11 protein-coding genes are annotated in these 13,022 nt (G+C 72.7%); 9 read left to right on the top strand and 2 right to left on the bottom strand.

The window, feature by feature from the left end; translation table 11 throughout:
* Window positions 1-259 precede the first annotated feature (259 nt).
* Both ACZ63F_RS09065 and ACZ63F_RS09070 read left to right on the top strand, forming a co-directional pair.
* On the top strand, window positions 260-832 hold the full coding sequence (locus ACZ63F_RS09065; protein ID WP_457695868.1) for a flavin reductase family protein: 573 nt from the start codon (window positions 260-262) through the stop codon (window positions 830-832).
* Window positions 833-897: 65 nt separating this feature from the next.
* Entirely contained in the window at window positions 898-1,362 is a 465-nt protein-coding gene (locus tag ACZ63F_RS09070; RefSeq protein WP_469709832.1) for a GNAT family N-acetyltransferase, read from the top strand.
* A gap of 51 nt (window positions 1,363-1,413) precedes the next feature.
* Here ACZ63F_RS09070 and arfB read toward each other — a convergent pair whose 3' ends face one another.
* Window positions 1,414-1,842 (bottom strand): alternative ribosome rescue aminoacyl-tRNA hydrolase ArfB, encoded by a 429-nt coding sequence (arfB, locus tag ACZ63F_RS09075; RefSeq protein WP_469709833.1) that lies wholly within the window; start codon window positions 1,840-1,842, stop codon window positions 1,414-1,416.
* Between the two features lie 182 nt (window positions 1,843-2,024).
* Between arfB and ACZ63F_RS09080 the strand changes: the two genes are divergently transcribed.
* The 6 genes from ACZ63F_RS09080 to ACZ63F_RS09105 all read left to right on the top strand — a co-directional run bounded on the left by ACZ63F_RS09080 (window position 2,025) and on the right by ACZ63F_RS09105 (window position 11,436).
* Window positions 2,025-2,600 (top strand): TerD family protein, encoded by a 576-nt coding sequence (locus ACZ63F_RS09080; RefSeq protein ID WP_093501429.1) that lies wholly within the window; start codon window positions 2,025-2,027, stop codon window positions 2,598-2,600.
* A 658-nt stretch (window positions 2,601-3,258) separates the two neighbouring features.
* Window positions 3,259-4,113 (top strand): helix-turn-helix domain-containing protein, encoded by an 855-nt coding sequence (locus ACZ63F_RS09085; RefSeq protein ID WP_469709834.1) that lies wholly within the window; start codon window positions 3,259-3,261, stop codon window positions 4,111-4,113.
* Window positions 4,114-4,165: 52 nt separating this feature from the next.
* Window positions 4,166-4,768 carry a Uma2 family endonuclease gene (locus ACZ63F_RS09090; RefSeq protein WP_469709835.1) on the top strand — a complete coding sequence of 201 codons (603 nt, stop codon included), beginning with the start codon at window positions 4,166-4,168 and terminating at the stop codon, window positions 4,766-4,768.
* Window positions 4,769-4,787: 19 nt separating this feature from the next.
* A complete protein-coding gene (locus ACZ63F_RS09095; protein WP_469709836.1) occupies window positions 4,788-5,312 on the top strand; it encodes a GNAT family N-acetyltransferase in 525 nt (174 codons plus the stop codon).
* A gap of 284 nt (window positions 5,313-5,596) precedes the next feature.
* On the top strand, window positions 5,597-6,097 hold the full coding sequence (locus ACZ63F_RS09100; protein ID WP_469709837.1) for a hypothetical protein: 501 nt from the start codon (window positions 5,597-5,599) through the stop codon (window positions 6,095-6,097).
* Window positions 6,098-6,213: 116 nt separating this feature from the next.
* Window positions 6,214-11,436: a hypothetical protein gene (locus ACZ63F_RS09105; protein WP_469709838.1), complete on the top strand. Its 5,223-nt coding sequence runs from the start codon at window positions 6,214-6,216 to the stop codon at window positions 11,434-11,436.
* A gap of 119 nt (window positions 11,437-11,555) precedes the next feature.
* Here ACZ63F_RS09105 and ACZ63F_RS09110 read toward each other — a convergent pair whose 3' ends face one another.
* Entirely contained in the window at window positions 11,556-12,242 is a 687-nt protein-coding gene (locus ACZ63F_RS09110) for a pentapeptide repeat-containing protein (RefSeq protein ID WP_469709839.1), read from the bottom strand.
* A gap of 119 nt (window positions 12,243-12,361) precedes the next feature.
* Here ACZ63F_RS09110 and ACZ63F_RS09115 point away from each other — a divergent pair, with 119 nt between their 5' ends.
* Window positions 12,362-13,018, top strand: a complete 657-nt coding sequence (locus ACZ63F_RS09115) for a rhomboid-like protein (RefSeq protein ID WP_469709840.1) — start codon at window positions 12,362-12,364, stop codon at window positions 13,016-13,018.
* The last annotated feature ends 4 nt before the right edge of the window (window positions 13,019-13,022 follow it).

The following is a 13,022-nucleotide window of genomic DNA, read 5'->3' on the forward strand; positions in this document are numbered from 1 at the left end:
TGAATCACAGCGCGCTGCCCACCCGGTACACAGGGTCAACAATTAACGGCCCTTGTGACTCAAGTCACAGGAGAACGTGAACAATTGCGTGGAGTTTCCGCGTTTTCCCTGTGTGCTTACTGAACACAGCCTTTGCGGGTGTGCGCACATGATGCACGTTACGGGTTTTCACCGCACCGCACCCCGCCCTTGGTCCTAGGACCCGGCTCGGGCCGATGGCCGATGCGGCCGTGCCGGGTCCGACACTAGCGTTTCCGGCGTGCTGAAGACTCCCTCCCCCACCGCCGCAGAAGCCACCGGGCATGCTGTGGGGGTGAGCAACGAAGCGTTCAAGGCCGCCCTCTCCCGGCTCGCCGCCGGCGTGGTCCTGGTGACCGCGCAGGAGCCGCCGCTGGACCCGGACGACCCGCTGGCGCCGGCCGGCGAGGACGTCGGCATGACCGCCACCGCGTTCATGTCGGTGTCGCTCGATCCGCCGTTGGTGCTGGTCAGCCTGCGCGAGGGCTCCCGGATGGACGACCTCCTGGACGAGCAGCCGCACTGGGCGGTCTCGGTGCTCACCGAGAGCCAGCGCCACATCGCCGGCCGCTTCGCGATGAAGGGCCGCATCAGCGACCGGCTGCTCTTCGAGGACATCCCGTACGTCCGCGGCCGGGCCAGCGGCGCCCCACTGGTCGGGGGCGCCCTCGCGACCCTGGAGTGCCGCACCGAACAGCGCGTCGCGGCCGGCGACCACACCCTCGTCATCGGCCGCGTCCTGACCGCCGAACTGCCGAGCGCGGAAGGCGGACCCCTGATGTATTTCCGGGGGCGGTACCGGCAGCTGGGATGAAACCGCGCGGTCCGTTTTCGTGAATTCGGTGGGCGGTTACCGAAAGCCCCTTCTAGAGTGCGCGGATGTCCTCCGCACCCCGCCTCGAAGAAGTGACGCCCGCAAATCTGACGGCGGCACTGCGTATTCGCGTCCGGCCCGGCCAGGAACAGAACGTGGAACCGGTCGCCGAGTCCCTCGCCGAGGCGTACGTCCATCCGGCGGGGGTCGCCTGGCCGCGCCTGATCGTCGACGGAGGCCGTACGGTCGGCTTCCTGATGGCCTTCCTCGACATCGACTGGCGCGCCGACGGCAGCCTCTTCCGCTCCGGCCTGTGGCGCCTCACCGTCGACGCGGCGGAACAGGGCAGGGGCTACGGCCGGTTCGCGGTCGAGGCGGTGGCCGCGGAGATCCGCCGCCGGGGCGGCAAGGAGATGTACACCACCTGGCACGCAGGTCCTGACGGCCCCGAGGAGTTCTACCTGCGGCTGGGCTTCCGGAGGACCGGCGAGGTCAGCGGGGACCAGCCGGTGGGGCTGCTGGAGCTCTAGAGGTGCCGCGGGCAGGGACAGGGCCACGGGCTGCGCAACGGCAGGGCACCGTCAGGACCAGTCGCGGCCGGTCCGCCCCCGCTTGGTCTCCGAGCGCTGCTTCTTCTCCCGCAGCCGGCGCTCGTTGATCCCGCGCGGGATCCGGGTCGGCCTGCGCGGCTTGGGCGGCGGCGCGGTGGCCTCCGCGAGGAGTGCGGCGAGGCGGACGGCGGCGGTCTCGCGGTTGCGCCACTGCGACCGGTGCTCGGACGCCCGTACGACGATCACCCCGTCGACGAGCCGCCCCGCCAGCCGCTCCAGCGCCCGCTCCTTCCACACCGGCGGCAGTGCCTCGGTGCTGGCGAGGTCGAAGCGGAGCTCCACCTGCGAGTCGCTGGTGTTGACGTGCTGGCCGCCCGGCCCGGAGGACCGCGAGAAACGCCAGTTGAGCTCGGCCTCGGGGAGCGAGACGGAGCCGCGGATGACGTAAGGACCGGACATGTCCCCATGGTCGCGCGCCTGACCGGCGCACGTCACGCGAATATCGGTCCTCCCGTTCGGTAAAGAAAGTAAAGCGAGGTGGAACCTTCGGTACCCCTCGTGGCGTTCATACGGGTAGCTGTAGCTTCAAGCCCGTACGCGCCGCACGGCCGTACGCGAAACGAGGGAAAGGACTCCCGACCATGGCTGTAAGCCTCTCCAAGGGTGGCAACGTCTCACTCACCAAGGAGGCTCCGGGCCTGACCGCCGTCACCGTGGGCCTCGGCTGGGACGTCCGCACCACCACCGGCACGGACTTCGACCTGGACGCCTCCGCCATCGCGGTCAACGCGCAGGGCAAGGTGTACTCCGACGCCCACTTCGTCTTCTTCAACAACAAGCAGACCCCGGACAACACGATCGTCCACACCGGCGACAACCGCACGGGCGAGGGCGCCGGCGACGACGAGGCGATCAACGTCAACCTGGCCGCCCTCCCCGCCGACATCGACAAGATCGTCTTCCCGGTCTCCATCTACGACGCGGAGACCCGCTCGCAGAACTTCGGCCAGGTCCGCAACGCCTACATCCGCATCGTCAACCAGGCCGGCGGCGCCGAGATCGCCCGCTACGACCTCTCCGAGGACGCGGCGACGGAGACGGCCATGGTCTTCGGCGAGCTGTACCGCAACGGCGCGGAGTGGAAGTTCCGCGCGGTCGGCCAGGGCTACGCGTCCGGCCTCGTCGGCATCGCCCAGGACTTCGGCGTCAACGTCTGACGGACGCTGCGCTGTACGGGAGCCCCCGGTCGTGTGGTTGCGGCCGGGGGCTCTTGGCTTTCGCCGACTGGCGCACCTGCTTCCCGCCGAGCGGCTGCGTGCGTGAGGGCTGCCGCTGGATCCGGCGAGGCAGATCGTGGCGGAGCTGGCGGCGTACGCGGCGACGCACGGGCGGGTGTCGGGGCGCGACGTCGGCCTCTTCCTCTACGTCGTGGGGAACACGCTGCGGATCGAGGTCACGGACACCCGCGGTGACCGGCTGCCGCGCACCCAACCCCTCGCGCCGGACGCCGAGTCGGGCCGGGGCCCGGTCCTCGTGGCGACGCTCGCCGGCAAGTGTGGGTGGCACCGGGGCTGTCGCCGCGCAAGACGGTGTGGGCGGAGATCGGTGTGTCGCCGTAGCCCGGGAGCGCGGGCCACGGCCGCGGGGGACGTCACCGCCAAAGGAACGAAACGGGGAGAAGGAACCCCACCAAGCCCCACCCCTCCCGCCCGTCGCGCAGCGTCACTCCCGCGAGTGAATATGCCCAAGTGGGCTGGATTTGGGACGGTTTGCGTGCCCTACGCTCAGCGCGACAACCGCAGAAAGACTTCGGCCCCCGCCGGGACGGCAATCCCAGTGCGAGGGCCTGACCACCAAGGAAGCAGTACCTTCCCGATGGATACGAAAAACCCTAGCGCGCCCTCGTGCGCCGAGTCCCGTGTTGTCGCCAGGAAGCACCCGAACCGGGGGTCCGGCGGCCTCATGCACGACAACGTCCGCCACACCTCCCACTTCGTGGTGATCGGCAACCACCTCGCCCAGCACCCCACCCTCTCGGCGCTGGCCATCGGCCTCGGCGTGCACATCCAGTCGCTCCCCAACGGCGCCCGGGTCGACATCAAGAGCCTGGCGGTCCGGTTCCCGGAGGGCAGGGACCGTATCGGCGCGGCCCTGCGGGAACTGGAGGCCGAGGGCTATCTGCGGCGCTCGCGGGAGCGGGTCCCCGACGGCCGGATCATCACCCGCACGGTCTCCTGCAACCAGCCCGGCCACCGCAGCCGCGCCCGTCAGCCCGAAACGCCGGCTCGGCCGAAGGCACCCCAGAAGCCCGCCCGCAAGGCCCTCCCGCCCGTGCCGCGTCCGGCCTGCCCCTCCCCCGCGCTCCTCCAGAAGGCCCTGGACCTGCTCGCGGACCTCCGCCGCCACGACTCCCGACTGCTGCTGTCGGCCGCCGAAGCCGACCATCTGGCCCCGGGCGTCGCCGCCTGGCTGGAGCGCGACATCGCCCCCAGCGCCGTACGGCACGCCCTGACCGCAGACCTGCCGGCCGAGCCGCTCCACAGACCCGCCGCCCTTCTGGCCCACCGCCTGGCGGACCGGTTGCCCGCGCCGCCGCCCTTCCGCGCACCGGCTCCGCCACCGGCCGTGCCCACCCGGATCCACAACTGCGACAGCTGCGACCGGGGCTTCCGCGCCCCGACACCCAGCCTCTGCCGCGACTGCCGAACCGATCTTCCGGAGGAGACCTAGCATGAAGGCGACGATCCTTGCCCCTGGGCACAGACGACGAGGAGCGAGCGCCATGACCATCGCACCGGACGACGCTCGACAGGGCGCCTCCCACGTCTACCGAGCCATGCGAGAACTCGTTCAGTCCATGGACGACACATTGCCCGGCAAATTCGAGATCACCAAGGAAGGAATCGTCCACGACATGATGTCTCCGGGGGGACCCCACGAGGTCACGGCAGCGCACATCAGCCGCCGTCTGGAGCGGATCATGCCGGACGAACTGCTGGCACACAACGGCACACCGGACGTGGAGGACGCGCCAGAAGGGATCATGCGTCACCCCGATGTGATGGTGATCGCGTGGGACGACCTGAATGTCGAGGGCTCCATCGACCCGCACACCCTCATCGCCGCCATCGAGGTCGTCTCCCGCTCCAACCCTGAGAGCGACTGGGTCGCCAAGATGCGCGACTACCCCCTGATCGGCATCCCGGTCTACGCGGTCTTCGACCCCCGCACCGGCACCGGCGCCGTCCTCACCGACATCCACCCCACCCCCGACGGACCGCGCTACGCGACCCGCAAGGACTTCGTCTACGGCGAGGACGTGACCATCGGCGACTGGACCATCGCGACGGACGGCCTGCCCCGCTACCCGCCTCCGGGTGAGTAGGGCCGGACAGGTTGCCCGCATGATCCTCGCCCCCGTCTCCCTCACCCCCGACCACGACATCCCAGGCCCGGTGCTCACCGAGCTCACCGCCCTGTACGCCTCCCACCGGGAGTTCCACGCGCTCAGCGGTGACTTCCCGGACCCGGACGGCATCCGGCCCGAGCAGGTGGCCGCCGCGCTGGCCGACGAGCTGGCGAACCCGGACGCGGAGGTGCTGCTCGCGCGGGCGGAGGGGCGGCTGATCGGAGTGGTCGTCACGCTGGACCGGCACCCCGACCCGGCCGACCCGGACCCGTGGATCGGGCTGCTGATGGTGGCCGCGGAGGCGCAGGGGGCGGGATACGGGCGGCGGATCGCGGAACGCGTCGAGGAACGGTTCCGGGCGGCGGGCCGGGACGCCGTGCGCCTCGCCGTACTGGAGAACAACCCGAAGGCGCTCGCCTTCTGGACCGCCCTCGGCTACGAGGTGACCGCCCACCGCCCGGACCGCGAACGGGGCCGCCCGTGCGCCGTACTCCGCAAGCGACTGAGCAGCCCCCAGTAGACGCACCCCGTAGACGCGCCCCGTAGACGCGCCCCGAAGGGGCGCGGGGAACTGCGCGACCAGCCCCCACGGCGCCGCACCCCGCACCCGACCGCCGGACCGCACCATCGCGGCGGAAAAGAGGGAGGGCAGCGCCCCCGAAGGGGCGCGGGGAACTGCGCGACCAGCCCCCACGGCGCCGCACCCCGCACCCGACCGCCGGACCAACGACGGGCACCGGCAGCCCGGCACCGCCGAACCGGACCGCCGCGGCGGAAGGCCTGGCGTCGTGACACCATCGGCACGTGCTCGACATCGGCTATGCCCTTTCCAACCGCTTTCCCGACCCGCCACAGACGGACTACCGCCGCGTGGACGTCCACGCACTGCGCCACGACCTGTTCTGCGGGGACGTCTACCTCGCCGACACCAAGGCGGACCGGGAACTGTCCACAGCCTGGGGATGGGTGCCGGTGCTGGACTTCGCGTGGGCGCTGTGCGACATCGTGGAGCGGCTGGACAGGGACCCGGCGGGGTCCCGGGCCGCCCGGCCCCAGCACGCGGAACTCGACTTCACCGAGTCCACCGACCGCATGCTCTTCGAGCGCCGCTTCGGCTGGGTGGACATCGAGGCGGACTGGATGCCCGCCGAGGAGCCGCCCCTGACCTTCTCCCACACCGAACTGCGCCGCGAGGCAAGGGACTTCCTGCACGACCTGCTCGCCGACCTCACCGACCTGCACGAGGGCCTGGCGGACAACCCGGCGATCTGGACGCTCCAGGCCCGCTTCCCGAGGGTGCCGTAACCGTTCCGGCGGTTGAACGACCGTACGGTGTACGGAGGTTGACCACCTGCCGAGGCGGGGGTGACAAGTGGTGCGGAAGGCCTCACCGCCGCCCCGGCCGCGCCTACGTTGACTCCGTGCGGACGCAGCAAAAGGCCGGCGACAACGGAAAAGACGCCTCTTCCAAGGCCTCCCGGGCCCCGGCCACCGCCGCGCCCGTCGACTCCCCGGTGCCGGTCGGACCCCCGGAGCACGCGATGCGCGCCCTCCAGGGGAAGGTGGGGAACACGGCCGCCACACTCGCCCTGCGGGACGCGAAGGGCAAGGGCGTCGCACGGCCCCCCGCGGTACGCGGCCGGCCGGTGGCACCCCTGGCGACCGTCGCGGAGGAGAACACCGCACCCGGCCTCGTACTGCCCCCGTACCTGATGGACTTCCAGGCCGCCGGGCTGTCCACCGCCTACGGACTGACCGGGCACGAGTTCGTCCGGAACGCGGTGGCCGCCGTCGTCGGGCACGGCGACGGCACGGTCGCCGAGATCGGCGCCGAACTCGCCGGCCGCCCCGAGTCGTTCTACGGGCAGGGCCGCGCCTTCGCCGTAAAGGGCAGGACCGGCAAGGAGTGGTACGACGTCACCGTCACCGTCACCCGCGCCCCCGACGACCGGCCGCCCGTCTTCCATCCGGAGGACCTGCTCGCGACCACCGCGCCGGACCCGGACGGGGCGCCGCTCGCCGCGGTGGACGACGCCGAGGGCAAGGACACCAAGGTCGACGTCCAGCACAACACCGCCACCACTGTCGCGACCACCGCGAGCGGCAGTTCCAGCAAGGGCGCCGGCGGCATGGCCTTCGGGCTCGCGCCCGTCGCGCCGGGGCTCTGGCTGGGCGGCGCCGGCCTGGTCAACGCGCAGCCCTGGCAGTCCTCGCGGGAGTCGCGCAGCCAGCGCAACGTGGCCGAACCCCGGGTGCTGCGCAGCGAGAAGGGCTCGGTCGAGGCACCGCGCAAGGTGCGGTACGGCGTACGGATCAAGAAGCAGGGCGCCCCGCACGCGCAGACCTTCCACGGCTCGGGCACCCTCACCCAGCGCGTGCCCACCGAACACCTGGTCCCGGCCGGTACCGAGGCCCCCGCCGCTCCGGAGGGCGTCGGCACGGACACCGCCCGCCGCGTCTCGCTCGCCGACTCCATGGCCCCGGTCGCCGTCACCGACACCGCCGCCCCGCACCAGGGCGGCGGCGGGCTCTTCGACGCGGTCGCCACCGTCCTGCACCCCTCGCTCACCGCCCCCGGCGCCCCCGGCCGCTCCCGCCTCTACGAGGCCACCTCCACCGCGACCCTCCTGGAGGACCTGCCCCGCCTGCTGCGCGACGGCGTCACCGGCGAGGACCTCGCCTCCAAGGACGGCAACAGCGTGGGCAGCTACCGCCTGCACGCCGAGATCACCGGCATGTCCCCGGCCTGGGGCACCGGCGGGACCCAGCTGCGCACCCACCAGCAGACTCAGCACACGGTCACCGAGAGCGCCGGCAAGGGACGCGCCCTCACCGGCGGCCTGGGCCCGGCCATCGGCGTCGGCGCGGCCGGCAACGCCGCCGTCCTGCGGGGCACGGCCATGCCGGTCGCGGCGGCCCGCAAGGCGCGGTTCACCGTGGCCGAGCAGACCGTCTCCAGCCGCCAGGGCGCGGAGGTGCGCGGCGACAAGGTGCTCTACCTCACGACCGTCCTGTTCACCGCGGAGGGCACGGGACCGCGTTCGGCCGAGATGGTCCTGCGCCCGGGGACCCGGGTCGCCCGGCACTCGATGCGGGTGTGGATGAGCCTGCGGGCCGACGAGGCGCAGTCGCTCGGGCTGCCGCTGCCGCCCGGCACCAAGGCCGGGGAGTTCGTCAAGAAGCCGAAGCGGGCCGACGCGGACGGCAACGAGGTCGACGTCGAACGGCACCTCCCGTTCGGCGCCATGGGCTCCAGCGTCACCCTCAGCCGGCTCGACACCCGGCCCATGCTCCGGGCCGTGCAGGAGCTGTTCGCGACCGACCCCCAACTGGCCGGCTACCTGCCCTCCTTCGGCACGGACGAGCGCCCCACCCCGTCGTCGAAGGAGGAGGCCGCGCTCCAGCGGCGCAACCACCGCGAGCTGATGGCCGCCCTGTCCGAGACCAACCTGCGGGTCAACAAGGACCAGCTGACCACCACCGGCATCCGGGTGCGGCTGCGCCGCAAGACCACCCTGCACTCCCACGACGTACAGATCCGCGTCCGCGGGCAGCTCCGCGAGACCGGCTACCTCGGCGACACCGACGACTGGCTGGTCCGCAGCCACTCCGGCGTCACCGGCAACACGCAGAGCGGACGCGGCAGTGCGCGCTCCATCGGCGGTCTGGTGCTCGGGCAGGCCAGGATCGTCCCCGGCGTCCTGACCGGCTCGGCCCGCTACGAGAGACACAGCACCGGCACCCGCCGCAACCAGGCCGGCCCCACCACCCGCACCGACGTCCTCACCAACGGCTCCGACAAGGCTGCCACCTTCGGGGCGGCCCTGCGCCTCGACGTCGACGTCACCATGACCTCCCGGCAGCGCAAGCTGGGCCGCGCCCTCACCCCCGGCTCCCCGGGACAGCAGGCGCCCGAGGCCCGGCAGCTGGCCGACCTGCACCTGGACGAGCAGGACGTACGGCTGGTCACGCCGGCCGAGTTCACCCTCGACGAGGAGGGCAAGCGGCGCCAGGGCGCGGTGGGCGACCGGCGCCGGGAGCAGGACCCGCGCCCCGAGTACGCCGTCACCGCCGAGGGCATCGGCGACCTGGCCGGCCTCGTGCCCCGGCCGTCCGTCGGGCAGCCGCTGCGGGACTGGCAGCTGGTGGAGACGGTCGGCGACGGCCAGGCCGTCCGGGACCTCGCCTTCGAGCTGCTGTCCAGGGCCGCCGCCCGCAACAAGGGCGTCCGCGAGGATCCCGCGCTGCGGACGGAGGGGCTCGCACCGCGGCTGGCGATCGAGGAGCGGTTCGGGCCGCAGGCCATCACGGCGTCGCTGCGGCAGGCCGCGTCCTCGGGGTGGGTGGTGAAGAACCTGCGCTATCCGCGCCGGCTCGCCGCGCTGAACGGGGCTGTCGGCACCCGGCTCACGCTGACCAACCCGAAGTTCCTGCACCAGGGCGCGGGGCCCGGCACGGAGACCTTCGTGCTCGGCGGCCACCAGGCGGCCGGCCAGGAGGGGCACGGCACCACCAGCACCTGGCAGTTCGGCGCGACCGGCTCGGAGAACGACGTCGAGTGGCGGCTGGGCCAGGGTCTGTCCGGGAACCGCACCACGAGCCGGGGCGACGCCCGGTCCGCGGCGCTGTCCGGCACGGTCGAGCGCAACGCCCACACCCCGAAGAAGGCGCCGCTCTACCTGGTCCAGTGCGACCTGCTCGTCACCATGGTCGCCGAGGTCAAGGTCACCGGCGGCGGCCCCTACGTGGCGACGGCCGCCCGCACCCTGCCGGCCGAGGCGGCGGTGTGGCTGACGGAGGCGCAGCTGCCGGCAGCGATCCGCAGGCAGCTGAAGCTGGACCCCGAACCGGCCCTGATGACGCCGCCCCGGCAGCCGGGGCGAAGCCCGGCGGAGAACTCCCGGGCGGCCGAGAACTCCCGGCCGGCCGAGAACTCCCGGGCAGCGGAGAACTCCCGGCCGGGCGAGAGCTCCCGGCCGGGCGCCGAGCGCGAGGGACGGGATGAGGCGCGCGCCACGGACACCGCCGGGTCCTCGACCTCCGCGCCGCCGCGCACCAAACCGTCCTTCGCCCGCGGGCTCCCCCTCGGCTTCGGCATGGTCGAGGACCTGCCGAACTTCGTGCCGCTGCTGGCCCGGCTGCGCACCCGCCTCGCGGAGAGCGGACAGCAGAGCCTCGCCGACGACCTGCTGCCCCGCCGGCAACTGGCGGACCGCAACGACAACGTGCAGCGGCTGCTGCGCGTTCTGGACCGCGACGGCAGCGCGGGGCTGCTGTCCGGCGCGATGGACGGCGGGGTCACCGTCGAGCTGTTCGACGGCCGCAAGACCCCGTACTGGGCGGTGTTCAAGGTCAACCGGCTCGCCGACGGCACCTACGACGGCGCCGCGGACGACGGCCGGGACATGGAGTACATCACCGCGGCCGTCGCCCAGCAGGCCGCCACCCACGACGAGGGCATGTCGTACGGCCTGGAGGGGATCTTCGCCGGCTCCGGCAAACCGGACGGCGGAGCCGGGCAGCTGAAGAGCACCGGGGGCGCGGCGGGCCTCGGCGTCGGCACGGGCGGCTCGCGGCGCTCCGGCTCGGCGAGCCGCGGCCAGCTCGGCATGAAGACGGTCGCCGAGGCGAAGACCGCGAAGTCGTCGAAGATGCGGGTACCGGTCGAGGCCACCCTCGAACTGCACCGCGGCGACCGCCGGCTGGCGCTGGCGTCGCTGGGCCGCCAGTCGGTGACCCACCGCGTCCTGGACAAGGACGTCGCCGCCCTCGGCCGGCTGACCGCGCCCCGGCGGCAGCCGGTGGCCCCGGCGCCAGGCCCCGAAGACGGCCGGGCGGCCGCCCTCGGCAGCTGGCGCTCCGGCGGCGTGCGGCTGCCGATGGAGGCGCAGGTGAACGGCTTCCAGGGGGCGCCACAGGTGCGGGAGCTGGTCGGCTCCGCGGTCCGGGAGGCGGGCGGCGGCGACCGCTTCCGGTCCACGGGCCAGGCCGCCGCCTACACCCTCCACGAGGCCGTCTCCACCGAGTGGCTGATCGCGGCGCTGCCACTGCTGACCTCGGCCGGGGCGGAGCTGCCGCCGGTGCACGCCACCGGGGTGGAGGGCCAGGACCTGCGGGCGTCGGTGCACGCGCGGCTGCGGGACGGCCGGGTACTGGGCGTCGGCGACAAGATGACCTTCGAGACGGTGGGGCAGAGCCACCTGGACGCGCCCCGGCCCACCCAGACGGACGGCCTGAGCTCCGCCGACCACGGCCGCTCGGCACGCGGTCTCGCGGGCGCGGGGCTGCTCAACGCCGACGAGTTCCGCCTCAACCAGCTGATGGGCAACGCCGGTGGCGCGGGCGGCGCGGCCGACGCGGCGGTGAACGCGTCCGGGTCGATGCCGCTGCACAAGCCCAAGTCCGCCGCGGTCCTGGTGCAGTTCACTCTGGACGTGCGCGTGGTGGCGAGGGTGACCAACCGCGTCCGCTCCGGCCGCACCGGCACCGCCGTGCGGGAGCTGACCCTGCCCCGGCCGGTGGTGATCCGCATGCCGGAACCGGCGGTCCGCCGCATGCTTGCCGCGCAGCCTGACCAGCTCCAGGATCCGGACGACCATCTGGGCCTGCGGAAGAAGGCGGCGCCGGTGCCTCCGGCGAGCTGAGTGCTTTCGGCGGGTCGCCTGCTGCGGGTGGGTGGGGGCCGGTCGCGCAGTTCCTCCCCCAGCCTTCGGCCGGGGGCGGACCCCCAGCGCCCCCTTACGGGGCGCTGTTCACGGGTCCCTCATCCCTCCACGCGGATGCCGAGCTGTGCCGCCAGTACCGGGGCCAGGTCGAGGAGCTGGGACATGCTGATCACCGCCCCGGACAGGCGCTCCACGCCACTCGCGATGCCCAGCTCCGCGGCGCCCCGCAGGTCGACGTCCTTCATCGTCACCCCCCGGAAGTCGGCCCCCTTCACCGTGCAGCCGGTGAACTCCACGCGCTCGAGGACGGCGCTGCCGAAGTCCGGTTCCACCAGGACGCAGCCCTCGAAGACCACGTCCCTGAGCTTCGCGGTGCGCAGGTTGAGGTAGTCGATCTTGCCGCCGCGGATCACCACGCGCTCCAGGACGGAACCATGCAACTGGGTGCCGCCCAGCCGGGCGTCGACCAGCTCGACGTCGCGCAGGGTCGCCTCGGCCAGATCGGTGCCGACGCCTCTTATGCCGGTGAGGACCGTGTCGAGCACGCGCGCGTGCCGCAGCCCCGTCTCGTCGAAGGCGCAGTCGGTCAGCGCGCAGTCCATGAAGCGGGCGCCCGACCCGTCCTGCCCCGCGAAGTCCGCCGCCCGGAACGCCTGCCCGTCGTAGTCCCCGTCCGGCTCCAGACCGCCCCCGCCCCAGGGCTCCAGCTCGGGCAGCCGCACCTCCGGCCGCCGCGCGCCCTTCACCCTGCCTCCGCCGGCCCCACCGGCCGCTGTCCTCGCCATGCCCCCATAGTGCAGGCCGCCACTGACAATCACCGCTGCGCACGCCTTCCCCTGGCGCGATCAGCTCATCCGGAATGTCAATCACACACCCGGCGTTGCCGTCGTGCATGAATCGCCTCATGGGATTTCTCCGGGGACTCGGCGGCACGGTGTGGGCGTACGTCCGCAGCGCCCCCGGTACGTATGTCTGGCTGGCGATTCTCTTCGTGACGACCGTGGCGCTGCACCACATGTCACCGGAGTTCGAGCAGCAGTTCCTGCGGCAGCGGTCCACCAACATCCGGGAGCTGTCGGACAACCCGGTACGGGTGCTGGTCGCCAGTGCGATGTGGATCGAGGGCGGGCACTGGGTGCCGTACGCCTTCCTCTACACCGTCTTCCACGCGCCGGTGGAGCGCTGGCTGGGGACGGTCCGCTGGCTCGCGGTGTGCGTGCTCGCGCACGTGCTGGCCACCCTGATCAGCGAGGGCGCGCTGCTGAAGGGCATCCACGACGGCATCGTCCCGCACTCCGCGGTCAACACCCTGGACATCGGGGTGAGTTACGCACTGGCCGGGGTGATCGCGGTGCTGGCGTACCGGATCGCTGCCCCCTGGCGGTACGCGTACGTCGCGGCCGTCCTCCTCGTCTACGGGCTGCCGCTGACCGAGTCGCCCACCTTCACCGACCTGGGACATTTCGTCGCCGCGCTGATCGGTCTCGGCTGCCGGCCGCTGGTCGCAGGGCGCGGAAAAGCATGGAATCCGAAGGAGACACTGGATGCCCTGAAGGGTTAGCGTC

The sequence above is a fragment of the Streptomyces sp. NPDC104761 genome (genome assembly GCF_055583445.1).